Consider the following 23,787-nt stretch of genomic DNA (forward strand, 5'->3'; position numbering starts at 1 on the left):
ACCGCCACTACCTTGTCAAAAGTTGTCGCTTGACAACCTTATTGCCCGCAATTAACATTGAATTGTTGGGCACAGATTTATAACAGCACTATGCATCCTGAGGACATTAAGGCAGAATTGCGGAAACGGGGCTGGAATGGCGCTAAAATTGGCCAAAAGCTAGGGGTTTCGCGTCATTGTGTATCGGCAGTGATTCGTGGCTGCTCCCGCTCGGCAATGATTGAGAAAGAAATAGCAACGATTCTTGAAAAGCCCCTTTACGTTGTTTTCCCCGACTACTACAGTTGTCGATCGCCCTCGGATTAACTTTTCGCTCTAATTATCTATTTTTTAGTATAGCCTAACAATTATAAAAATTTTACTTTGACAACTAACCTTTAATTTTTTGGTGTGTTCCTGAAATATTTCTTATTAGTACAACCATTCCTTTGATAGGCTCAAACGAAACAAATGAGGGGGACACTTGCTGAATATATTTGCCTTTTCCCTGAGCCGATCGCGATCGTGAACAGTAGCGGTGAAATTCTAGCAATCAACGATGGTGCCTCGCTCTTTTGGCAACAGGATGCAGAAGCCTTAATTGGTAAATCCCTCGCAGCGCTGCTGCAACAATCGCCGGAGCAGGTACAGGCATGGTTAAAGCTCTGTCAAAGCAATGCCCAGATGTTGGCTGCCCATTTTCCGATTCCCAACCCTGAGACGGATCAGTGGGTTATTGAAGGCATTGGCGTCAATCTGGATGATGAACCTGCGATTTTGACGCGGATTGTTCCTAGCTTTTGCCACAATCAGCAGTTACTCGCTGCCCAGTTGCAACAACTACAGGCCGAACTGGCTCGGCAAATTGCCCTTGTGACGGAATTGCAACAATGCCAACAAGCCCTAGAGCAGGAAAAACAGCACCTCCAGATCCTTGCGGAACGGGATCCCTTAACGGGGTTAGGCAATCGTCGCTTTTTTGACACAGCATTGAATCAGCTCTGGCAGCAGGCTCAAGACCAAGGCCATACTTTGACGCTGGCTATCATTGATATTGATGACTTCAAGGCCTATAACGACTGCTGTGGTCACTTAGCGGGCGATCGCGCCCTGCAACAGGTGGCTCAAACCCTTAAGACCCATCTGCGCTCCAACGATATCATTGCTCGCTACGGCGGTGAGGAGTTTGCCCTTGTGCTCTCCCATGTTTCTGCTGATACGGCTCTACACATTGTTGAACGAATGCTCCATCATGTCCGAGAGATGAAAATCCCCCAAGGGGAGAGGGCACACCATCCCTACATAACAGTCAGTGCTGGCTTATGCTTTGTTCCTGCCAAGGCAAGTGAGGGCACCTTAACGGAGATTTTTGCCATTGCTGATGCCGCCCTTTATCAGGCCAAGCAACAGGGGCGCGATCGCTGTGTTCTGCTTGAGTGGTCACACAATGGGTCTTCATAATCTTGGGGCTTGTGATACTGGTTGGCGATCGCCCCCGCCTCCGCTAGGATAAACTTGAGTTGCGTTTCCGCCAATGGCTATGAATACTGCACCGAACTACTTTATTGCCAGCCAAATGACGATTGAGCCGCAGATTATTGTGGCGCAGAAATTCAAAGATACCTTGGGGGAAGACGTTTCTAAGGCGTGGGCAAACTTTGTCGATTCTGGCCAACTGTGGGCACTGATTATTGGTCTGGCCATTGGCTGGATCTTTGGCAAGCTCCTGAATTTTTAGCCCTGAGAATCGCCCGTGACTGCCCAACCTCAGCCTTGGAGCCAGCGCTTTGAACAAGCCCTCCATCCGGCGATCGCCCGCTTTAATGCCAGTATTGGCTTTGACATTCGCCTCATTGAATACGACCTCAGCGGCTCCCAAGCCCATGCCCGCATGCTGGCAAAAACGGGGATTATTTCCCCTGAGGAAGCCGAAACGCTGATTCAAGGCCTAGAGCAAATTCGCCAAGAATACCGGGATGGCCAGTTTACCCCCGGTATTGATGCCGAGGATGTGCACTTTGCCGTCGAACGCCGCCTCACAGAATTGGTTGGGGATGTGGGTAAGAAACTGCATACGGCGCGATCGCGCAACGATCAGGTGGCCACCGATATTCGCCTCTATTTGCGAGCGGAAATTGATCAACTCCTTCAACAACTGCGACAGTGGCAGCGCACGCTTCTGGATCTTGCAGAGTCCCACATTGCAACCTTGATTCCTGGCTACACCCACTTGCAACGGGCACAACCCCTGAGCTTGGCGCACCATCTACTGGCCTACGTGGAAATGGCCGAGCGGGACAGCGAGCGACTGCGGCAAATTCGTGAGCGGGTGAATGTCTCTCCCTTAGGAGCTGGGGCACTGGCGGGCACAACGTTTCCCATCGATCGCCACTACACAGCAGCATTGTTGGGTTTTCGCGAACCCTATCGTAATAGCCTCGATGCCGTCAGCGATCGCGATTTTGCCATTGAATTTCTCTGTGCCGCTAGCTTGATCATGGTGCATCTATCGCGGCTCTCGGAGGAGATTATTCTGTGGGCCTCTGAGGAATTTGCCTTTGTCAAGCTCACCGACACCTGTGCCACGGGTTCTAGCATCATGCCCCAAAAGAAAAATCCCGATGTGCCGGAGTTGGTGCGGGGCAAAACAGGACGGGTGTTTGGCCATTTGCAAGCCCTCTTGGTGATTATGAAGGGGCTGCCCTTGGCCTACAACAAAGACTTGCAAGAGGATAAAGAGGCGCTTTTTGATGCTGTGGATACCGTCCGTGCCTGCCTAGAGGCAATGACGATCTTGATGGCCGAGGGGGTGGTGTTTCAACCGCAACGCTTGGCGGCGGCTGTGGAGAGCGATTTTGCCAATGCCACCGATGTGGCGGATTACTTGGCCAGTAAGGGGGTGCCCTTCCGTGAGGCTTATAACTTGGTGGGGCAGGTGGTGAAAACCTGTCTTGCTGAAGGGAAATTCCTCAAAGACCTCACCCTTGAAGAATGGCAAGCCCTGCACCCCGCCTTTGCAGCGGATATTTACGAACGCATTGCACCGCGACAGGTGGTGGCTGCCCGCAATAGCTACGGGGGCACAGGGTTTGATCAGGTGCGCCAAGCCCTCGCAGCGGCTCGCGATCGCCTTAATGATTTTTAATGAAAAATGGTGTCATTTACCCTTAGCCTGAAAAATAGACTGTACTGACGGTCGCTTTTAGAAACAAAACGTTGCAAATTTTTAAGAAGGATCTCGTGATGACGACGTCTCTAGCGACGAAATTGCGTGAAGGCACCAAAAAAGCCCACACCATGGCCGAGAACGTTGGCTTTGTGCGCTGCTTCCTCAAAGGCACCGTGGAAAAAAGCTCCTACCGCAAACTCGTTGCCAGCCTCTATCACGTTTACAGTGCCATGGAGCAGGAAATGGAACAGCTCAAAGACCATCCCATTGTTGGCAAAATTTACTTTCCGGAGCTGAACCGCAAAAATAGCCTTGAGCGAGATCTGACCTACTACTTTGGTTCCAATTGGCGGGAAGAAATTACGCCCTCGCCAGCCACACAGGCCTATGTTGCCCGCATCCATGAAGTGGCCAATACCGCACCCGAACTGTTGGTGGCGCACTCCTACACCCGTTACCTTGGCGATCTTTCGGGCGGCCAAATCCTCAAGGGGATTGCTGAGCGGGCGATGAACCTACAAAATGGCGAAGGTACGGCGTTTTATCGCTTTGAGGCCATTAGTGACGAAAAGGCCTTTAAGCAACTCTATCGCCAACGCTTGGATGAATTGGCCGTAGATGAAGCAACAGCGGAGCGGATTGTGGATGAGGCCAATGCCGCCTTTGGCATGAATATGAAGATCTTCCAAGAACTGGAGGGCAACCTCATCAGAGCCATTGGCCAGTTGCTCTTTAATAGCCTCACCCGCCGCAGACAGCGCGGCAGTACTGAACTTGCCACCGCTGAGTAGCCTAGAGGGTAAAGTTAAAGGCCTTGACGAGCATCCCCGGCACCGTAATACCTCCAAGGGAGCGGCGTTCATAGGTGTCGGTGTTGGCAATCCAAAGCGGGGTATCTGTCAAGGCTTCGAGGTTGTCTCCCCAAAACTCATAGAGACTGTCATCAAAGCGCAGGTCTGTAATGGGTGCAACGATTTTGCCCTGCTCTACCCAAAAGCAGGCGTAGCGGGTCATGCCGGTCATGCGGCCATTGGGGCGATCGCTCCAGTTGAGGTAGTGTAAATTGCCCACATAGAGACCCGTATCGAGGGCAGCCAGCACCTCCTGCTCTGGTAGCGTGCCCGGCAAGAGGAGGGGCGATCGCAGAGTTTCTTGGCGGTTGGCACCATTGGCCACAAGGTGGTATTCCTGAGCGGTGCGCCGACTAATGAGTAACGTTTGCAATTTGCCGCGATCAATCAATGCCAAGCAAGGGGGCGCAATATCGCCATCGGCATTAAAGCGGGGCACCGTTCCGGTGGTAAAGTCCTCCTGCAAACTAAAGAGGGGAGAGAGGGTTGCCCCTTCCCGTAATTTGGCGAGGGCACTGCCGCCTTGACGATAGGCCGCTTCACTCACAGCTCCCCAAGAGAGCATGCCCACCAGTTCAGCCACCGCTGCCGGGGCAAAGTAGGTGCGATAGCGTCCCGCTGCTAACTGACGGGGAGGCTGTTCCAATTGTGCTAACTGCTGGCGATCGCCCTCAATTTGAGCTTGATAGATGACAGTGTCCCAATGGGTACTGGCATAGCTATTTTTCACCGCCTTGCCCGCCGCTGTAAAGAGAGAATAATCCAAGCAAAACGTTTCCGTAGCAAACCAGTGCTCCTGCCCAGCGGAGTTAAAGCTCCCACGAGCGATCGTCCCCCCACTGTAAATGCCCACAAAATCAAGGCCTTGAACGGGTGTCAGAATTGTCTCTACCACTGAGTCAGGATCAGGTAAGCGGCCAAGGTAAGTGTCTTGAATCGAACCGGTATCCGTTGGCGGTACAAGGTAAGGATCCACAGGGAGTTGCACCGTTTCTGAACGCAATGCGGCCAACTGCTCTAGGGCAGCCGCTAGATCCGTCGTTCCCGTATAGGGAAACGAGGTGCTTGCCGTCCGTTGCTGCGATTGCAACCGCAGGGTCACCACCGTATCTTCTACGGTGCCAATTTGCCGCACCCGCGCCCGATTGAAGCGAATAAACTGGCTGGATTCACTGGCAATTTCAACGAAAAGCGCCTCTGTCGGTTTCAGGGCAGCAAACAGCTCATGGCTCAGGTGCTGAGCAGCAGAAAAGTCAAGGGTCATGCGGCGCAGAGTTTTTGTGAAGATTCTCAAAGGTATTCCTTGGTATTCCTTAGGTTAGCGCATTCCCCCCCTGCATATTCTTCAAGCGTCTTGCATTGTGGCTCTGCCTAGGGCACGCTGAGACAAGAATCCCTTAATAGTTCCGCTGCATGTACTTGGTCACGGGTGCCACAGGACAATTGGGTTTGCGGGTGGTGCGCCGCTGTATCACGTTGGGGCTGCCGGTACGAGCCTTTGTGCGCCTGACGAGCCAATACGATCTCCTCAAGGAATGGGGTGCCGAGATTTTCATTGGCGATCTGCAACAGCCCCGCGATATTCAGGCTGCCATGGCGGGCGTGGAGGCGGTGATTTGCTGCCATGGTAGTCAGTTACTCAGCCGTGCTATTCAGGCCATTGATTACCGTGCTACGTTGGATGTGATTCAGGCGGCTCAGGAACAGGGGGTACGCCATATAACCTTGATTTCTCCTTTGGCGGTGACGGGCGATCGCCAGCAGTCCCCCTTTCTCAAGGCCAAGTACGAAGTCGAGCAGGTGCTCATCAGCAGTGGCCTCAACTATGCCATTTTCCGCTGCCCCACCCTTATGTCTAGTTTGCTGCCCCTTGCGGAGCGCTTTCAGCAGACGGGGGTTTACATTGTCCTTGGAGATCCCCAGCACCGCCTGCAACTGCTCAGTCCCGAGGATTTAGCCCGCTGTATTCTCGTGGCTAGTCAAGCCAGCCAACCGGCCATTTTTAGCTTGGCACATCCAGAGGTCTTAACCCGCCAAGAGATTGCCGATCGCCTTGGTCGCTTTTTCAATAAACGCCCCTTTGTCATGACGGTTCCCCTAGCCGTGATTGACGGCGCTCGTCAGTTTTTGGGAGTGATGAATCGGGATCTTGAGGCCAGCCTAGGAACGCTGCGAACCCTATTGGCCTATGAAAGTCTCTGCCCTGCCAGTGAAATTGAACGTGCCCAAACCTATTTTCAACTCTCCTTTGAGTCTTTAGAGACATTCTTGGATCGCTACTTCTAGCCGCGAATATCCCCACAGGGGCGATCGCGATAGGCCTGCCAATAGCGATTAAACGTGGCCCAGTCAAAACTACGCGGATCCATGCGCTCGCCAGAACGATCCACCGCCGCATGGGTGGTTACCCGTTGGAGATCAATGCCCGTTTGCGCCACCAGCCATGCCAAGGTACGGTACTGAGCATCGGTATAGCCCGCATGGGTAGAACCATTATGGCGACCTTCAGGAGGGGTTTCTAGGGAAAAGTGGAGGGCAAAATTGTTCACCGAAGGGGCAAGGCGGAGGTTGGTCTGCACCGTTTCCCTGCCAAAGACAGAGTTGCCCGCACCATAGGCACGCTTGGACCAAGGCACTAAGTGCAGCAGCCAACCCCTGAGGGTAATCAGTTCATGGTAGCTGGCTTGATCTTCATCGCGGGGATGCGGTGTTTGGAAAAAATCCAGCGTAGATTGGGCAGAGGCCACAGTTTCATGCAAAACAATCAGCGGTGCATTGTCCACCACTTGACCCCGAATATCGGTACGGTAGCGATCGCCAAAATTGGTGCGGTCGATGGGGACACTGTACCAAGGGGGCGTAAATAAACACTGTTGATGAACTTGGCGGACTTGAGCAAAAAGGCGTTCATAGGGGGCGCCATCACTGCGTTGTAGAGGCAGCAGGGTATTCTCTGGCAGCGGGGGTGAGGGCGATGAGTCCGTTGGCGGATCAAATTGGGGATCATCAATGGAGACCGCTTGACTCAAATCAAGGGGGCGATCGCCACTGGGGATAGAGCCAATCATCACACTCCACAGGGACAGCACAACCACGGTAGCGATCGCCAGCGAAATCATCAACCGCAGGCCTCGGAAACGACGCAGCATAGGCAGAACGGAACCAATTTGGCACAATACAATCAAACCCTAAGCCAAAAATTTGGGATCAGCAAGCGGATGATTATTGTTCTAAAAAGTGGCACCCCCGGTGAAGAAATTGAACGGGTCAGTAGTGAGATGCGCACTTGGGGACTCACCCCCGAAAAAATTGTGGGCAAGCACAAAGTCGTTATTGGTCTTGTCGGCGAAACTGCGGAACTCGATCCCCTGCGAATTCAGGAAATTAGCCCTTGGATTGAGCATGTGCTGCGGGTTGAGCAGCCCTTCAAGCGAGCCAGTCGCGAGTATCGCCACGGTGAACCCAGTGAAGTGGTGGTGCCAACGCCCAACGGCGAAGTTATTTTCGGCGAAGGCCATGAGGTAGTGGTGGTGGCAGGACCTTGCTCCGTTGAAAATGAAGCGATGATCCTTGAAACGGCGCAGCGGGTGAAAGCGGCGGGTGCCAAGTTTCTCCGCGGTGGTGCCTATAAACCCCGTACCTCCCCCTATGCCTTCCAAGGCCATGGTGAAAGTGCCCTTGATCTGTTGGCAGCAGCAAAAGAAAAAACGGGCTTGGGCATCATTACCGAAGTCATGGACGCAGCGGATCTAGACAAAATTGCTGAAGTGGCCGATGTGCTGCAAATTGGTGCCCGTAACATGCAAAACTTTTCGCTTCTCAAGCGGGTGGGTGCCCAACCCAAACCCGTGCTTTTGAAACGGGGGATGTCTGCCACCATCGAGGAATGGCTGATGGCTGCTGAGTACATTTTGGCGGCAGGGAACCCCAATGTAATTCTCTGTGAACGGGGCATTCGCACCTTTGACCGTGAATATACCCGCAATACCTTGGATTTAGCAGCGATTCCGGTGCTGCGCAAGCTCACCCATCTGCCGATTATGATTGACCCCAGTCATGGCACCGGCTGGGCAGAATTTGTTCCGCCGATGGCCAAAGCCGCCGTGGCCGCGGGCGCCGATGCCCTGATGATTGAAGTGCACCCCAACCCAGCAAAAGCCCTCTCCGATGGTGCCCAATCCCTCACGCCCGCTCAGTTTGATGAGTTGATGCAAGCCCTGCAACGTCCCCTTGTGAGTCTCAGTCGATAGGCTGCCCAAATGACCGATATGCTGGTCAAGCTCTACGAGCTAGCGGTGGATTGGCCCGCCGTCATGGCGCATCAGCAGCAGGGGATTCACTACCGCCAGCCTTTGGGGTCAGAAGTGGATGGCATCGTCCAGTGGGTGGGCGATCGCTTTAGTGCCGGTTGGCGCAGTGAAGTGGCTCTTGCCTTGAGTCAGCGTCCGCCACGGGGACTGATTGCCGTTGAAAATGGCGAACTTCTAGGCTTTGCCTGCTACGATGCAGCCGCCCTGGGACTGTTTGGGCCAATGGCTGTGGCCGAACCCTATCGCGGGCGGGGGATTGGTCGCCTGCTGTTGCAGTTAACCTTGGCTCAGATGCAGGCAGCGGGCTATGCCTATGCCGTGATTGGCTGGGTTTCCTCAGAGGACTTTTATGCAAAGACCGTTGGTGCCATGCCGATTCCCAATTCGCGGCCCGGACTCTGGCAAACGGCCTTAAACCTTGGGCAGTTGACTAACCCGTCAGGCTCTTAACGAGGAGGCCAAGGACAAATCCCAAACCAGCAAAGCGGACAAAGTGCCAAAAGTTTTCTTGAGCCAGAATGTCCTGCCAGCATTCCCGCGCTGCTTCCCCTAAATGGAACAGGAGGGTCAGGCCAAACTCCGCCTCTAGTTGCCGCAGCTCTTGGACGAGGCGATCGCGCTCTTGATCTAGGGCAGCCTGATTACGTCCTTTTAACCGTGCTTGGGTGGCTTTGATCTGCTCGTACTCACGGTAAAGCTCTGCCATCCGTGTTTGCGTCTCTTCATAAACCTGACGCACCTCATCTTGGGGTTCCACAACCTAGCCCCCATGACTGCGGGGATCATCACTGCGTTGGCGGGCGAGGGGACTCGTGAGTTGGGACATTTCACCCGTCAGTTGACCGTAGGGCAAGGGGAGGTTATTGCTGAGGGCTTCAAGATTTTTGGCCATCACTTCCTTGGGTTGCAGGCCGATCGCCACCGCTTGGGGTTCCAAGTGCCGATTCAGAAAGACAAAATGGGGAATGCCATCCACATTAAAGCGCTCAATTTCCGGTAGCCACTTGGTGTTGTCCACATTCAGCATGACGAAGTTCAGGCGATCGCGATATTGCGCCTTTAATTCCGCCAAATCCTTGGCCATGGCGCGACAGGTGCTACACCAGTTGGCGTAAAACTCCAAAAGTGTCGGCTTGCCATTGACTTGAGCCTCCTCCCAAGGGGTGGCTTGGCGGGCTTGCTCGGCGAGGGTGAGGGGTTGATTGCTACTGCGCAGACCCGCCAATAGGGCAAGACTAATGAGAATGGCGACAACAGCAATCACAAAATTCCGTAACCGTTGACCACTGGCTGCCGTTGCTGCTCCCATAGGGCATTCCTTGCACGTCTTAACACGTTGATCCTAGCGGATTTTCTTCCCAAGAGTTGCCCCATGTTGACGTAACACAGCGCTTTTCACAGGGATTGAACGGCCTTGAAAGGTTCAAACTTCTTTGACACTCATCCCGCTAACGCTAGGCGTATAGCAGGAGATTCCCCGTTCACAGAGTCATAGAACAAGCTCCTATCCGCTTTGTGTACCGTTTTTTAGAAACAGGCTATACCTTATGCTATGATAGATATTCTGGAACTTGGGCGGTTAACTCAGTTGGTAGAGTATCTCGTTTACACCGAGGCTGTCGGGGGTTCGAGTCCCTCACCGCCCATCCTAAAATCAATGCCTCAGGAATCTTCGCTATCTTTGATCTGAGATTGCCGCTGCTGGCGTAACCATGTGGCTTCATCCAAGCTGTCTTTGGCCACGACGATGTACTCATTCTCTTGGTGATCAATAATTAAAATCTCCTGACCATGCTGGGGGGTGACCGTTGCCCAAGGGGGGAGCACTGCCGGCAGAATCAGCCGATTGCGATTGGCATCCAAAACACTCACTTGGCCAATACCAGTACCACTGTGGGGAATATGGGCAGAACTGACGTGGCCACTGCACCCCAGCAGGCGATCGCGACTGGTATCTTCACTAAACTGCGCAAAAATTTGCCCCAAAGGCCGTGAACACAGCCCCCCAATTGTTAGCGCCAACAGCAGTGCCGCGATCGCAATCACCCCAGACCACACCACCCCCGGCCAACTGCCACTCAGGGTGTAAAAGAGAACATTAAAAAACCAGCCCAGCACGCCCAAAAGGCTAAAGTCTAAGGCGAGCAAGAGAATGAGGGGCGCTCTCCCCACCCCCAACCAATGCAAAATTGTCAGAAATGAGATGCCCTCCTCTAGATCGACCTCCACTTCCAAGGGATCGGCATCTCCCTCTAGCTCGACCTCTTCAGCGCCCACATCGCCAAAGATCACCGTCAAAAAGAGCAAGACCCCCATGCCCAAGACAATCCAGTAGGGAGTGTGAATCAAGTGAAATAGCATTGCCTTAGTACATAAAGGGATTTTCAGGCTCAGGAATCGGCGTTATCGTCTCAGCAACCAATACCAATTGGCGGCGGTCGTTGAGGGTTTCTGTGGTCATCCGACCTTCAACGCGAAACCACTGATCTTGGGGATAGGCTTGGCGCGATCGCCCCAATTTCACGGGCAGTCCCACAGGATAGGCATCCGCTGCACAACAGGTAATGACAAAACGGGTGAGCGTGAGATAAGTCTCTGGCAGTTGGGGACTATGAACCGCAAATCCCTCAATGCGAGCGGGCAACCCCCTATAGGCATCGGGTTCGGGATAGACATCAAGGGTGCGAATCCAGTCAATGAGCGTCCGCTCCTCAGGCCGTTGATTGAGGCGAAAGGCCACTGGACTATTGCGGGTCACTGTCAAGCCATCCTCGAGACCGCGATGAATGGCCGTGGCACTATTGAAAGGACGGGGCGTAATCACCAAACCCACGACTGCCGCGAAAATCAGAATACTGAGCGTCCAACGAGCCGGTAAGAGGGCAACATGCTGCACAGGTGTCACTCGCCCCCGCCATAACCGCCACCCTTGCCAACCACTCACAGCAACTAAAAGAAACCCAGCGGCGATCGCCAGCGCAAAATAGTTGGGGTGAATTAGTAACCCCAGTCGCCCCTGCCACCAATATCGAAGAAACAACATTCCCCAGAGGAGAAGTGCCCCAACCGTCCACCACTCTTGCTGTAGCCAGCGACGGCGCATCATCATGCGTTGGACACGCGGAGAATAGCGATTGGAGGAGCTAGAAAACATCGGGCGGTGGAAAATTCGCCATCCCTAAACATTCTAGGGGGAATCCTGCCACTGCGGGCTTAGCTCACGAAAGTTAAAGAGGGTGGCCTTGGGATGGCACTGGGCACAACCATCGAGGGTGACGGGCTGCGGCACCGCAACACGGGGATGGAGGATACGAAAGAAGGGCGATCGCCCGACGCGAAAGGGAATTTGGGCATCGTTGGGCAGGGGTCGCGAATAGGTGCGCAAATAGTTCCACAGGGGAACCAGCTCTGGGCGGGGAATGGGTTCGAGGGTTGCGCCGTAGTGATTGGTATCTTGAATCAGTACCTGCCATGCCGGAGTGGGCAATGTTTCCGGGGGGACTGCGAGGTGACAACTGCCACAGCGCCGCAGATAGATTTGCGCTCCCAACTGGGCATTCAAGGGCAAAACATCGACGGTACCGCTCCAGTCGGGGGTGGCGATCGCTGCTAAGGCTGTACCCACTAGGGCACAGAGCATCAAAAGAACTGCCCCTACCCCCCAGCGCCAGTGTTGTCTAATCTTGGATATACTCAAGCCCTTCATCCAAACAAAACTGTGCCCGCATCAGTTCTCGGCCGAGATAGGCCGCATGGTCAAACATCGTCACCAGTTGGCGATCCTTTTCAAAGAGTTCAATGCACAACTCCTTGGCTGTTCGACCGCTAAGTACTAGATCGGGTTCCCGCGTTACTTTCCCTTTGGTGGGAATGGGTTCTCCCGTATCGGGATCCACCGCTAAGCCCTTCTCATTGATGTCATTGGGATAGTGTTTCATCCAGATCAGTTCTTGCGCAGGGTCAATGTAGATAATGAAATACCCTGCCGGATCGAGATGAATAAATCGCTGCGATAGCTTGTTGTCAAGCGCCGTGCGTTCTGCTTTGCTCAACGCCTATCTTTCCTCTAATGGATCCACTCTATTATTGTACGGCGAACTCGACTGGAATCTGCGGGCCGAGCCTTGAGTTTTGGGACATTCGCGTTATAATGAGAATTGCGCAAAAATTTCGGCTCAGTAGCTCAGTGGTTAGAGCAGGGGACTCATAAGCCCAAGGTCGCAGGTTCAAATCCCGCCTGAGCCACTTCTTATGACGATTCAAACTATACGGTTGCTGCCTCTAGCTCGACTCCTTCTAGCAAGTCATTCACGGGGAAGCGATCGAGGAGGTAGCGTGCCTGCTGGGCGCTTTGGCGGAGTTGGGGACTGGTGTGGGGCGCATGGGGAATCTGGGAAAGAAAATCGAGGGTGCGCCGCAGCAACCGCACAATATCGCCGGCATCGAGATTGGTTTCAGTGCACAATTCATGCCACGGCGTGCCCAAGGCCCACTGCTCTACCAAGCCAATGAGATCCCACTCGTAGCAGAGGGGAAAGATGATGTGATGGCGACGCTGCACCTGAAACAGTCGGCGGCGAATCGGACTAAGGGCGGCAAGGCGTTCTTCCACTTCACTGGGAATGGGGTAGTTGCACCAACTGTCGGAACGGGGCGTTTCAGTCACTAGAGCTGCGATCGCTGCCGCCAAGAGGTGGGGGGGCAAGTCATCGAGTTCACCAGAGGCCAAGGCCAGAGCCAACCACAGTTCATTTTCGCCGCGCAGAGCAGCGGCCATTTCCCCAAGGGGGGTGGGGGTTAGGTCGTTGAGGCCACCAAAGTCCTGCAGGGCAGCAATGAGGGCAAGAAATTGCTCCCAGTGGCGTTGGGACTGTTGCTGGAGCTTGTGCTGGCGATCGCGCAGTTCCGTTTGTAGCCGTTCTTCGCGACGAACTAAGCGTAGCAGCGAATGGACATTTTGCGGCAGACTGGCTTGGAGTTGCGTGAGTTTGGCCTCAAGGTCAGCGATTTTAGCGGCTTGGGCCGCCACTTCCGGCGCGGCTAAGACAGGTGGCAGATCCGGGAGGGTACCGAGGTAGTGATTCGCCTCATTGCAGGGATAACTTTCCCCTAGGCGCAGTTTCATTGCCTCTGGGGGCGGGGGGAGATTGCTACAGGGGGGGCGATCGGGATAGACAGCCAAAATGTCATCAATGCCAACGACCCGAAAGCGACCATCAGCCGCAAGGCACAGCCAGTGGGGCAACTGCCCGGAACCAGCAACGGGTTGACAGAGGACGGCGGCTAAGGGGGGATGGTCTCGCAGGGGGGATTTGATATGGAGCCATGTCCCCGGCGGCACCGCCATCATAAAGGGGAGGAGTTCTTGGGCACGTTCCTGCTCCGCCTGCTGTTCGAGGATTTTCAGGAGGCGTTGATCCTGTCGTAGCCGTTCCCGCAGCTTTTGATACTGCGCTAGTTGCTGCCGATCAATGCCTGTGAGGCGTTGTTGCACGGTTTGCAATTCCGTTTCCAGTTGGGCGATCGCCTGCCGTTGGGGCGTGAGTTGCAATGTGGCCAAGTATTGACCAAAACTGCGCTCCACCAATTCCCGCGCTTCTTCAAGGGTGTGGCGTTGGAGCAGGTTCAAGACCATGCCATAGCTGGGGGTAAATTGGCTAATGAGGGGATCCGGGGCGGCGGTGGCCAAAAATGCCGCTTCATGGGCGCCCTCAAAGGGGGTTTGCAGCGTCACCACATGACCCACGGTATCCATACCGCGGCGGCCGGCTCGCCCTGCCATTTGCAAAAATTCAGAGGCCGTCAGGAGGCGATGACCACTGTCGGTGCGCTTCGAAAGGGTGGAAATGACGGTGGTGCGCGCGGGCATATTGATCCCTGCGGCCAGCGTTTCCGTGGCAAAGACGAGTTTGATCAGGCCTTCTTGAAAGAGGGTTTCCACAAGGGTTTTCACCACGGGTAGCACCCCGGCATGGTGAGCGGCAATCCCTTGGTAGAGGGGGGCAATCATTTGCGGGGCAACAATGTCCTGATGTTGTGCCAAAAAGGCCTCGACCCGCTCCGCTAGTGCTTGCTGTTCTGCCTTGGTGAGGAGATTCATGCCCAGGACCTCTTGAACCGCTTGGTCACAGCCGCGCCGACTAAAGATAAAGTAAATGGCCGGCAGCATCTCCCGCTGTTGCAGTTGGCTGACCACGTAGCGGATGCTCAAAAAGTCCCGCTTGCCGCCGCGTCGCCGCAGTTCGGGCTGGCCGTGGAGCTTCGGGTTGAGGCGTTTGCGTTGGCCGTCCAAGAGGGGGAAGAGTCCCTTGCCGTTGCAAAAGTAAAAGTGCAGCGGTATCGGTCGCCAGTCGGAGTAGATCAGTTCAGCATCCCCATGGACGGATTGAATCCAGTCGGTGAGTTGTTCGCCGTTGGCGATCGTGGCGGAGAGGGCGACTAGTTGAATTTCCTTGGGGCAGTAGATGATCGATTCTTCCCAAACGGTGCCCCGCTGGCGATCGTTCATGTAGTGGCATTCATCGAGCACCACCACTTCAACCCCCGCAAGGGAGGTACCCACTTCGCCAATGGGAGTGCCGTAGAGCATATTGCGGAAAATTTCCGTCGTCATCACCAGAATCGGGGCATCGCGGTTAATCGAGACATCCCCGGTCAAGAGGCCGACCTGCTCTGCACCAAACTGCTGCTGAAAGTCACGCCACTTCTGGTTGGAGAGTGCCTTGAGGGGGGTGGTGTAAAAAACCCGCTGCTGCCGCGTCAGGGCACGGTGAATCGCATACTCACCAATGAGGGTTTTACCTGACCCCGTAGGAGCACAGACCACCACAGAGCGACCGGCATCAAGGGCAGCGATCGCCGCTTCTTGAAAGGCATCCAGTTCAAAGGGGAGTTGGGCAAGGAAGTCTGCTAGGGCCGGCGATCGCTCACTCATGGGGTAGGTGTCGGCTCCTGCTGCACCAGAACTTCACCCCTGAGGAGCCGTGCCGCCGCATCCAGTAATTGCTCCTCGAGATAGGGCTTCGTAAAGTAGCCCCGTGCCCCCAGTTGTGCGGCCATCTTGCGGTGGCGATCGGCGCCCCGTGAGGTCAGCATGGCGATCGGCAGATGGTTGAGTTTGGGATCTTTTTGAATCCGCGAGAGCAACTCCAAGCCATCCATGCGTGGCATCTCAATGTCACAAAAGACTAAGTCACAGGGCAAGCCAGAGCGCAGTTTTTCCCACGCATCTTGACCATCCCGTGCCTGCTCAACGCGGTAGCCTGCCCGCGTAAAGGTCATTGAGAGCAACTCCCGCACTGTAATCGAGTCGTCGATAATCAGCACCAAGGGTTCGGAGGCTTCCTCGGGTTCCGCAACATCCATGGTGTGACCAAAGCCACGCCAGTCGCGATCCATGCGTCCTAGGGACAGGTCAATAATTTCCAGCACGTCGGCGATCGCCATCGCGCGACCATCCCCTTGAACTGTGACTCCCGCTACCCCCACCGGCTTCGGCACCGGTCCAGACAACTGCTTAATCACGATTTCCTGTTCGCCGATGACCTGATCCACCTCCATGGCCACGAGATCATCGCCGCTGCGCAGCACAACAATTGAGACCATGCCATCGTCTTGGCTGCTCCCGCCATAGACATTGCTGCGGCTAATATTGCGGCTGTACTTGAGCAAGTCCCCAAGTTTACGCACTGGCAGCAGGCGATCGTGCCACGAGAGGACACGTTGACCATCTTCTAGGGTTTGGATGCGCTCTTGGGGAATATCCAGCATATCCTCCACACCGTCAATGGGGAAAGCAATGCGGCAGTGGTTATCAATGCAGCAGAGGGCTTTGGTAATGCTCAGCGTCAGCGGCAAGCGGATCGTAAAGGTGGTGCCTTTGCCCACCGTAGAGTCAATGTTAATCGTGCCGCGAATGTCCTCCAGATTTTTGCGCACCACATCCATCCCCACACCGCGACCGGCAAGGGCATCGGCTTGATCTTTGGTGCTAAATCCCGACTGAAAGAGGAAGGCATAGACCTCTTGGCGCGACAGGTTGGGGGCATCCGCCTCCTTCAGGAGACCCTTCTCGATTGCCTTGCGTTTTACCCGTTCTGGGTCAATCCCCGCCCCATCGTCACTGACGGAGATAATCGCTTGACTGCCTTGATAGAAGGCTCGCACGCGAATCAGGCCTTTTTCAGGTTTGCCCAATCGCCGCCGCTCTTCGGGGGGTTCAATGCCGTGATAGACGGCGTTATTGATCAGGTGGGTCATCGGGTCAAAGAGCTTTTCGAGGATGCCCTTGTCAATGAGGGTATCTTCCCCTTCAATCTTCAGTTCCACCTGTTTGCCAATGGTACTGGCAACGCGGCGCACGGCACCCGGCAAGCGGACAGACATTTCACGGAAGGGCACCATTCGTGAGCGGCTCAACCCCTCTTGAACTTGGGTAGTGACTTGACGAAACTGCCGTGCCACCTGCTCCACTTCATCAATCACGTACTGGATGTCATCCGCTGCCTCCCGCACCCGCACGATCCGCTCAATCACCTCCTGAGAGAGGGTGTGGAAACCGGTAAAGCGATCCATTTCCAAGGCATCAAACTCGACCCCCGTGGCGTGGGTTCCCCGTTCCCCTTGGCCATTGGCTGCCCGTGCTGTCGTTACGCCCAACAGTGAACTCTCAAGGAGCGATCGCTCGTAGAGGTCTTGCATTTGTTGGCTGACATCCCCAAGTTGTTGGACTTGGTAGAGCAAGTTATCAAGAAACTGCCGCAGGCGTTCTTGGGTGTCTTCGAGGCTATTGCGGTTGACCACCAACTCCCCAACGAGGTTACTCAAGGTATCGAGGTGGCGTACGGGTACCCGCATGGTTTGCTCCACCAAGGCGCTACCTTTTGGCCCTGCCCCGGCTCGGCGAGGAGTGGCCGCCTTCGCACTACTCCCTGCGGGTTGGGGAATTAATTTCTCTAAATCGGCAAAACTATCATCCGCAGTCGAGGGGGCTGTTGTGGCCGGCGGTGGGGTGGGTGCCGTAGGGGTGGCTTGACCCAAGAGTTGCTCGAGATCCTCAAAGGCCGGTGGCGCCACCGTCTCTAAAAGCTGATCCAATTCGTTGAACGTGGCAGCCTCAGCTGGGGTTGTACTCGTTGCACTTTGCTCAATCAACCCCTCCAATTCCTCTAGGACGCTTTCGGGGGTGGCAGGCACAGTGGCATCATTCATCAGTGCCTCCAGTTCAGCCATGCTGGCAGCTTCAGGGGAGGGAATGGATTCCTCCACCACCGCTTCGGGTTCCGTCATGCCTGCAGCTTCAGGAGAGGTGAAGGAGGCTTCCATGAGGGATTCTCGCTCGGCAATGCTAGCAGTCTCAGGAGCGGGTACAATCTCCTCCACTAGGGGTTCGGGTTCAGCAATATTTGCCGCTGTCACTTCAGGCATACTTGGCTCAGCGATCGCCGGTGCCTCGGATAGCGTTTCTGCCCAAGGATCATCAGGGCTTGGCGGGGCAATAAATTCCGCGAGGGCTTCTTCCGCCGCATTATCCACAACCAAGTTTTCTAGGACATCGTTGAGACCCGGCACCTCTTCGAGGAACTCAGCCACATCCTCAGCAACATCACTGAGAGCAGGGATCTCAAAGTCCTCTTCTAAGGGAAGCAGATCGGGAGCCTCAGTGGTTTCCACCTCACCCAAAAAGTCTTCTAGGGAAGCAACTGCCTCATCAAGAGCGGCCATCTCTGAGGGGGCTTCCTCGGCGAATTGTTCAAGAAATGCATCCAGACCAAGTTCGGCGGGTTCTGCGGCTGCACTCTCCTCAAGAGGACGGTCAAGTGTCAAGGGCGCCTCAAGGGCCTCAGCCATACTTTCGGCGATCGCTGGCGGCGTGAGGTCATCGAGGGGGGCTTCCTCCACCTCCGCAGAGACCAGCTCACCCGAGAGTTCTTCAATTTCATCGAGAATGGCATCAAGGCGGGGTTCTGCCTCAGGCAACTCCTCAGCAGCGGTTATGTTCAAAAAGTCGGAAATCTCCTCATCAAAGGCCGCTTCATCCCCCAGCTCTAAACTGGCCAAATCCCCCTCAAGGGTGTCCTCCAGCCAGGCCGTCGGCAGCGCTGTGGCATCACTAAAAATGTCACTCAATTCTTGGAAATCAGTCCCACTCTCCTCACCAAAAACAGTGACACCATCGCCACCGCTGCTCATTGGCTCCATTGGCTCGGAAATCTCTTCTTCAGGCACCCTCACCTCTAGCGGAGCAACCTCAGAGGCCATTTCAAGGGGTTGCAGTGGTTCCTCAAGGGTGACGGGAGCTGATTCTAAGACCACAGGCTCTGGCGCTTCTGGAACAACAGCCGGCGCTTCCTCAATCACAGGGGGCTGAAGCGCCACTAAACTGTCACTGGGACGAATCGCACTGCCTTGACCATTGAGCACCAAGTCGCGAGCCGCCATAATCTCTTTGATCACCACGGGTGCCAAGGCCGTGAGGGGCTGAGCTGTGTTACTCACCGCCTGTTGGGCGATCGCCAGCAGTTCAACCCACTGGGGCAGCGCAAAGGTTTCCCCCAATTGACCCAAATTAGAACAGGCCTCCGCCAATTCTTGCCGCACTTGGGGCGAATCGGGTTGCTTAAAGAGTTGCAACATTGCCCGCAAGCGATCGGGCACCTCCGTTTGAAAGACTAAGCGGTAGCTGGAGTCAGCAACGGGTTGCACCGGCGGCTTAACAGGTTCGGCCACAGGGGGAGAAGGCGCAGCTACAGGGGGCGCCACCTCTGCTCCTTGGGTCAGGTGGCTCAAGTGGGCTTGCAGTTGATTGAAGACTGGCTCCACCCGATTCAGCGTTGCCGTTGCTGTCTCCTCCGTCAAACCAAAGGGGCCTTGCAATTCATCGAGGAGTTCCCGCAGCGCATCAAAGGCTTGCAAAAAGAGTTGCTCTAGGGTTTCATCCACCGTTACGGGGTGTTCCCGCAGAATTTTGAAGTAGTCCTCCAGCTTGTGGGCGGTGTGCTGAATGCTATGGAGTCCGAGCATAGCCGCTCCCCCTTTGACGGAGTGGGCTGCCCGAAACATTTCACTCATCGCCTCGGGGTCATTGACCACCTGCTGGAGATTCATCAAACTGTCTTCAATGGTGGTCAGGTGTTCCTGCGCCTCCTCAATGAAGTAGCCAAGAATGCGCTTTTGTTGATCGCTTTGCATAGCCCCCTCCCGGATTGCTTAGGCTTGATCTTCAGTATTTTCAACGCGGAACCGTTCCACCGATGCCTGCAAGTTGCGCGCCACACTCACTAGACCTTGCAACGAGTCAGACACCCGCTGTGCCTCCTGAGAGGTGGCCTGCGCTGTCAACTCAATGGATTGCATCACCTGAGCCATGGCTCGCGCCGATTCTGTTTGCTCGACCGTAGCGTTGGTAATCGAGCGCACAAGGGTATCAATTTGCGACGACACTTGGATGATGTCCTCAAGGGAGTGCTTGGCCTGTTCAGCCCGCTTCGTCCCCTCAATCACCTGCTGTGTCCCTTCTTCCATGGCGGTCATCACCGCGCCGGTTTCACTTTGAATTTGCAACACAATCTGCTCAATTTCTTTCGAGGCTTTGGCTGCGCGGTCTGCCAGTTGGCGTACCTCATCGGCGACCACCGCAAACCCCCGACCTGCTTCCCCAGCTCGTGCGGCCTCAATACTGGCGTTCAAGGCCAACAGGTTCGTGCGGTTGGCGATCGACGAGATCACACCGACAATCTTGGCAATCTCTTGGGAAGATTCCGCTAGGCGCTTCACCTTGCGGGTGGTCTCGGCCACCGTTTCCCGAATTTGCAAAATACCCGCCACTGTGCGTTCCACCGCCTCACCACCACGGAGGGCTGTTTCTGAAGCATTGCGTGCCACCTCATTAGCTTCTTGGGCACTTTCGGCCACCCGCTGAATCGCATTGGTCATCATCTGCACCGAGTTCAGGGTGACGGCTAGCTCCTCCGCTTGCCGCAGAGCATCTGCTGAGAGACTACGGGCAAAAGTTTCGTTTTCTGCCGCACCGCGACTCACCTGCTGGGCGGCAATTTTCACCTGTTGCACAATCGTCCGCAGGTTGTGAATTGTCAGGTTAAAGGAGTCGGCCACTGCGCCGAGCACGTCCGCTGTCACTTCCGCTTGTACGGTCAGGTCACCGCGGGCAGCCCCCTCCACATCATCGAGGAGTCGGATCACTTGGCGCTGTAAATCATCCCGCTGCCGTTCGTTTTCCTCTGCTTTTTTCTGGGCATCAGCAGTAATTTGCTGGATGGTATCCGTCATTTGGTTAAAGCTTTGTGCCAAGAGTCCCAGTTCATCGTTACTGGTGACCGGCACCCGCGCCGTCATATCACCGGCAATCACGGCATTACACTGTGCCTGCAAATCCGTACAGAAGCGCTTGATGCGGCTGACACTGCGCTGCCCCATGGCATAGACGGCCACCCCGGCGGTGAGACCAGCAGCAGTACCACTCACTAAAGGCGCAGGGCCGGAGGCACTAAAGCCTAAACTAACGGCACCCGCAGCCAAGGCGGAAAGGACACCACTGGTTACGGCTGAGGTAATGTTTTGCTGGCCAAAGGAACTCGTGGCCGTTGAGGTTGCTGGGACTGTTCTAGCCACAGGACTAGGACTACGGGAAGGTGTTGGCGCAGTAGCTGCTGGTGCTGCAACGGGTACTTGCTCGGTAAAGGCTGACAGATCCTGACTTGCTGCAGGGGGTGGGGTTTCAGCGCGGCTAGCAGTGCTTTGACTCAGGTCGAGGCTAAAATCGGCCAAGTCCTCAAGACTTTGCTGGCTGAGATCAAATTCATCCGGTAAAACTGCAAAGGTCTCGGTGCCGGCATCGGCCATCACGGTGGCATCTGAGCCAACAGCCCCCATACCATGCACTTGAGGATTGGCAATGGTCATTTCATCATCAAATCCCGCACCGGAGAGATCTGCATTGCCAAAGGAGAGATCCTCTAGGTTAAAGTCGGCAATGGATTCAAAGGGTTCAGCACCACCAGAGCTCGCTTCCCCTTGCGCGATCGCTGGTGCCTCTGGCTCCCTAACGGTTTCACCTGCGGGAAACTCAGACATGGCGATCGTTTGCTCATCCTCAAAGGTAGCGGGGTCAAAGGCCTCAGGAGACAGGGGTTCTGCCACAATATCTGGGGCTTCAAAAGCCTCAAGGGAAGCTGAAAAGTCGCCAAAGAGATCGTCTTCCTCCTCGGCTGCATCAGAGGAACTTAATTCCGGCTGCGGCAACAATTCAATGGCATCTGCCGCCTCATTGGTCAACAAATCACTGATACCAGCGGCAGAGGTAGAGACTTCAGGAACATTGGTCTCAACGGATTCCGTCAGATTTGGCAAGAGGCTCTCTTCAGAAATGCTGGCTGCTGGGGCTTCCTCAATATCGCCAAAGAGACTTTCTGCCGACATATTTGCCGCTGGGGATTCCTCAAGACCGGGAAAAAGGCTCTCTTCAGAAGCGTTGGCTTCTCCCGATTCTGTAAGCCCCCCAAAGAGACTCTCTTCAGATACAGCTACTTCAGCAGCAAAGGCATCATCAAATGTTTCGAGGGCGGGGGGTGTCATTTCTTGAAACGGAGCCGCAGTACTTTCTGATGTCTCACCATCAAAAATAGGTCTGGCCGGTTCGGACGGGGTCAAAGGAGAACTTCCCATGAGCATTGTGACATCATCATCACTGATGGACTCTGTACCTAGGGGCTGCACGGATTCGCCGATGGGAATTTCTGGAATGTCCGCGACTGGCTCCTCCAAAGAATTGGCCGAAAAGGCAAAGGGATCCTGAACCGCCGCATCTTCGTCGAAGGGATTAAAGGCACCCTGTTCTAAACTGGCGCCAAATTCTTCCTCAATGCCGCCCACCTCAAGATCGTCAAAGGGGTTACTTGTCCCTAAATCGCTACCAAAGTCATCAAAGTGATCAAGACTCAATTCCTCTGAAGGGTTTGCGGCTTGGGGTTCCACAATGGGTGGCGTGGTTTGCAAAAAGGTATTGTCCCCCTGCAGTTGGGTGTGATCTCCTTGCAGGGGGGGGTGGTGTTCGCCGCCGTTTTTGGCAGGTTCAGCAGCGGGAATCAAATCCTTAATCTTGGCAAGGCTCTCGTTGGCCAAGTTGATCAATTCTGGATCCGTTGTGGCATTGAGAACCGCATGGTACTGCTCTTGAGCCTCGCTGTAGCGTTGTTGACAGCAGTAAATGTGCCCCCGCAGCAGCCGCAGGTTTGGATCGCCCGGTCGGGTGCCCACCAACTGGTCAGTGATTTTGGCTGCTTCTTCATAGTTGCCTTGCACATAAGCGGCAACCGCTTTTTGATATTCTTGGGTGTGTTGGGTGCTGCTGGATGCCATGGGCTTACTCCCAGAATGGACGATGACGAGGGGCAGAGAATTCTTAGGGACTACATCAAGGAAGCTTTAATTACTAAAGTATGCGCCAATCCTTGGGAAAGATAGCACGGGGGTGTTAATTTTCCTAAAGTGACTGGTGTTGATGGGTTCCATCGTGACACTTGCGGGCGAGTGTCATTGAGATTCTACTTTTTCTAGTTTAGAGTCCCCAACGAGCACTGCGTAAAATGGCGAGGGGATCCAAGAGCTTAACAATGTCCTGTTGCTCGGCATCAAAAACCCATTCGCCACGGACAAAGGGAGCCATCTGATCGCTGACATGGGTCGCGGGCTTAATGGTGTCATTGTTGAGCCACTCCATGCCTCGGACTTGATGAACTGCTAGCCCTACCATTAACTCATCATCTTCAATGGCAATAATCGATAGCTCAGAGCGATCGGTATTCAAGGGGGTGTCATCGCCAAGAAACTTACCGGTATCCGCGACCCAAATCACCTGCCCCCGCAAGTTCAAAATCCCCAGTAGCAGATTGGAGGTATTGGGCACTGGCGTAATGCGATCGGGAGTCACGGCCACAACTTCGCGTACCCCAATAGCCGGTAGGGCTAGGGTATCACCGCTAGGGATGGTAAAGAGGATATGTAAATCCCCCTCTGGGGTTCTGAGGTCATCGATATTGCCACTTTCGATGGGGGCATTGGTTGCGAGTAAGTCTGAGCTACTAAACATTTTTTTAGCCTCGCAAGAGTTGCTTGATGGTGCCAACCAATTCTTTGGGGTCAAAGGGCTTCGTAATATACGCATCAGCCCCCTGTTTCATGCCCCAATAGCGATCAAACTCCTCACCTTTGGAGCTACAGATCACCACGGGAATGGATTGGGTGCGGGGGTCGGACTTAATTTGGCGACAGACTTCATACCCATTCATGCGGGGCATGACAATGTCGAGGACAACCACATCGGGCGTGCTCTGCTGCAATTGCTCCATTGCCTCGACACCATCGGTGGCAACGGTTACTTCAAAGCCTGTTTTCGCCAGCAATTCGCTGATCATTTCCCGCTGGGGTGGACTATCTTCGACAACTAAGACTTTACTCATAG

At 54.7% G+C, this 23,787-nt stretch carries 21 protein-coding genes and 2 tRNA genes; 10 read left to right on the forward strand and 13 right to left on the reverse strand.

Going from position 1 to position 23,787, the window contains the following annotated elements:
• Positions 1 to 90 precede the first annotated feature (90 nt).
• The 5 genes from RHH27_RS00240 to RHH27_RS00260 all read left to right on the forward strand — a co-directional run bounded on the left by RHH27_RS00240 (position 91) and on the right by RHH27_RS00260 (position 3,939).
• Positions 91 to 306 (forward strand): helix-turn-helix domain-containing protein, encoded by a 216-nt coding sequence (locus RHH27_RS00240; protein ID WP_302678536.1) that lies wholly within the window; start codon positions 91 to 93, stop codon positions 304 to 306.
• A 144-nt stretch (positions 307 to 450) separates the two neighbouring features.
• Positions 451 to 1,440: a GGDEF domain-containing protein gene (locus RHH27_RS00245; RefSeq protein ID WP_302678537.1), complete on the forward strand. Its 990-nt coding sequence runs from the start codon at positions 451 to 453 to the stop codon at positions 1,438 to 1,440.
• Positions 1,441 to 1,519: 79 nt separating this feature from the next.
• Positions 1,520 to 1,717: a hypothetical protein gene (locus RHH27_RS00250; protein ID WP_225901602.1), complete on the forward strand. Its 198-nt coding sequence runs from the start codon at positions 1,520 to 1,522 to the stop codon at positions 1,715 to 1,717.
• A gap of 15 nt (positions 1,718 to 1,732) precedes the next feature.
• On the forward strand, positions 1,733 to 3,124 hold the full coding sequence (argH, locus tag RHH27_RS00255; protein ID WP_302678538.1) for an argininosuccinate lyase: 1,392 nt from the start codon (positions 1,733 to 1,735) through the stop codon (positions 3,122 to 3,124).
• Positions 3,125 to 3,222: 98 nt separating this feature from the next.
• On the forward strand, positions 3,223 to 3,939 hold the full coding sequence (locus RHH27_RS00260; RefSeq protein ID WP_302678539.1) for a heme oxygenase (biliverdin-producing): 717 nt from the start codon (positions 3,223 to 3,225) through the stop codon (positions 3,937 to 3,939).
• Position 3,940: 1 nt separating this feature from the next.
• Here RHH27_RS00260 and RHH27_RS00265 read toward each other — a convergent pair whose 3' ends face one another.
• Complete coding sequence (locus RHH27_RS00265) at positions 3,941 to 5,263, reverse strand: TldD/PmbA family protein (protein WP_302678540.1); 1,323 nt, start codon at positions 5,261 to 5,263, stop codon at positions 3,941 to 3,943.
• Between the two features lie 149 nt (positions 5,264 to 5,412).
• Between RHH27_RS00265 and RHH27_RS00270 the strand changes: the two genes are divergently transcribed.
• Positions 5,413 to 6,285 carry an SDR family oxidoreductase gene (locus RHH27_RS00270; protein WP_302676930.1) on the forward strand — a complete coding sequence of 291 codons (873 nt, stop codon included), beginning with the start codon at positions 5,413 to 5,415 and terminating at the stop codon, positions 6,283 to 6,285.
• On the opposite strand, the gene RHH27_RS00275 is transcribed toward RHH27_RS00270, so the two are convergent.
• Positions 6,282 to 7,148 (reverse strand): peptidoglycan recognition family protein, encoded by an 867-nt coding sequence (locus tag RHH27_RS00275; RefSeq protein ID WP_302678541.1) that lies wholly within the window; start codon positions 7,146 to 7,148, stop codon positions 6,282 to 6,284. The genes RHH27_RS00270 and RHH27_RS00275 overlap by 4 nt on opposite strands.
• A 69-nt stretch (positions 7,149 to 7,217) precedes the next feature.
• Between RHH27_RS00275 and aroF the strand changes: the two genes are divergently transcribed.
• Positions 7,218 to 8,249, forward strand: coding sequence for a 3-deoxy-7-phosphoheptulonate synthase (gene aroF / locus RHH27_RS00280; protein WP_302678542.1), 1,032 nt, complete (start codon positions 7,218 to 7,220; stop codon positions 8,247 to 8,249).
• A gap of 9 nt (positions 8,250 to 8,258) precedes the next feature.
• Positions 8,259 to 8,759 carry a GNAT family N-acetyltransferase gene (locus RHH27_RS00285; protein WP_302676933.1) on the forward strand — a complete coding sequence of 167 codons (501 nt, stop codon included), beginning with the start codon at positions 8,259 to 8,261 and terminating at the stop codon, positions 8,757 to 8,759.
• Here the strand turns inward: RHH27_RS00285 and RHH27_RS00290 are convergent.
• Positions 8,740 to 9,066 (reverse strand): hypothetical protein, encoded by a 327-nt coding sequence (locus RHH27_RS00290; RefSeq protein ID WP_206200573.1) that lies wholly within the window; start codon positions 9,064 to 9,066, stop codon positions 8,740 to 8,742. The two genes, RHH27_RS00285 and RHH27_RS00290, sit on opposite strands and share 20 nt — an antisense overlap.
• A 3-nt stretch (positions 9,067 to 9,069) precedes the next feature.
• The gene (locus RHH27_RS00295; RefSeq protein ID WP_206200574.1) at positions 9,070 to 9,618 is read right to left on the reverse strand and encodes a thioredoxin family protein; all 549 of its coding nucleotides are present in this window, start codon (positions 9,616 to 9,618) and stop codon (positions 9,070 to 9,072) included.
• Between the two features lie 264 nt (positions 9,619 to 9,882).
• Here RHH27_RS00295 and RHH27_RS00300 point away from each other — a divergent pair.
• Positions 9,883 to 9,955 (forward strand) — tRNA-Val (locus RHH27_RS00300).
• A 16-nt stretch (positions 9,956 to 9,971) separates the two neighbouring features.
• On the opposite strand, the gene RHH27_RS00305 is transcribed toward RHH27_RS00300, so the two are convergent.
• From RHH27_RS00305 to RHH27_RS00320, 4 genes are read right to left on the reverse strand one after another with little or no spacing between them, the layout of a single operon-like run.
• Positions 9,972 to 10,670 (reverse strand): OB-fold-containig protein, encoded by a 699-nt coding sequence (locus tag RHH27_RS00305; RefSeq protein ID WP_206200575.1) that lies wholly within the window; start codon positions 10,668 to 10,670, stop codon positions 9,972 to 9,974.
• A 4-nt stretch (positions 10,671 to 10,674) separates the two neighbouring features.
• On the reverse strand, positions 10,675 to 11,463 hold the full coding sequence (locus RHH27_RS00310; protein ID WP_302678543.1) for a TIGR03943 family putative permease subunit: 789 nt from the start codon (positions 11,461 to 11,463) through the stop codon (positions 10,675 to 10,677).
• A 33-nt stretch (positions 11,464 to 11,496) separates the two neighbouring features.
• Complete coding sequence (locus RHH27_RS00315) at positions 11,497 to 11,949, reverse strand: diheme cytochrome c (RefSeq protein ID WP_225901605.1); 453 nt, start codon at positions 11,947 to 11,949, stop codon at positions 11,497 to 11,499.
• A 37-nt stretch (positions 11,950 to 11,986) separates the two neighbouring features.
• Positions 11,987 to 12,361: a DUF4346 domain-containing protein gene (locus tag RHH27_RS00320; protein ID WP_149817099.1), complete on the reverse strand. Its 375-nt coding sequence runs from the start codon at positions 12,359 to 12,361 to the stop codon at positions 11,987 to 11,989.
• 120 nt (positions 12,362 to 12,481) lie between these two features.
• Between RHH27_RS00320 and RHH27_RS00325 the strand changes: the two genes are divergently transcribed.
• Positions 12,482 to 12,554 (forward strand) — tRNA-Met (locus RHH27_RS00325).
• A gap of 19 nt (positions 12,555 to 12,573) precedes the next feature.
• On the opposite strand, the gene RHH27_RS00330 is transcribed toward RHH27_RS00325, so the two are convergent.
• The 5 genes from RHH27_RS00330 to RHH27_RS00350 form a co-directional block, all read right to left on the reverse strand.
• Positions 12,574 to 15,243 (reverse strand): RNA helicase, encoded by a 2,670-nt coding sequence (locus RHH27_RS00330; RefSeq protein WP_302678544.1) that lies wholly within the window; start codon positions 15,241 to 15,243, stop codon positions 12,574 to 12,576.
• The gene (locus RHH27_RS00335; protein ID WP_302678545.1) at positions 15,240 to 19,499 is read right to left on the reverse strand and encodes a response regulator; all 4,260 of its coding nucleotides are present in this window, start codon (positions 19,497 to 19,499) and stop codon (positions 15,240 to 15,242) included. The genes RHH27_RS00330 and RHH27_RS00335 overlap by 4 nt, the downstream gene beginning before the upstream one ends.
• Positions 19,500 to 19,517: 18 nt before the next feature.
• On the reverse strand, positions 19,518 to 22,685 hold the full coding sequence (locus RHH27_RS00340; RefSeq protein WP_310742750.1) for a methyl-accepting chemotaxis protein: 3,168 nt from the start codon (positions 22,683 to 22,685) through the stop codon (positions 19,518 to 19,520).
• Between the two features lie 199 nt (positions 22,686 to 22,884).
• Positions 22,885 to 23,415, reverse strand: coding sequence for a chemotaxis protein CheW (locus RHH27_RS00345; RefSeq protein ID WP_149817107.1), 531 nt, complete (start codon positions 23,413 to 23,415; stop codon positions 22,885 to 22,887).
• Positions 23,416 to 23,419: 4 nt separating this feature from the next.
• Positions 23,420 to 23,785, reverse strand: coding sequence for a response regulator transcription factor (locus tag RHH27_RS00350; RefSeq protein WP_149817109.1), 366 nt, complete (start codon positions 23,783 to 23,785; stop codon positions 23,420 to 23,422).
• Positions 23,786 to 23,787 lie beyond the last annotated feature (2 nt).

It is taken from the genome of Thermosynechococcus sp. PP555 (assembly GCF_031583225.1).
Taxonomy (GTDB): Bacteria; Cyanobacteriota; Cyanobacteriia; order Thermosynechococcales; family Thermosynechococcaceae; genus Thermosynechococcus.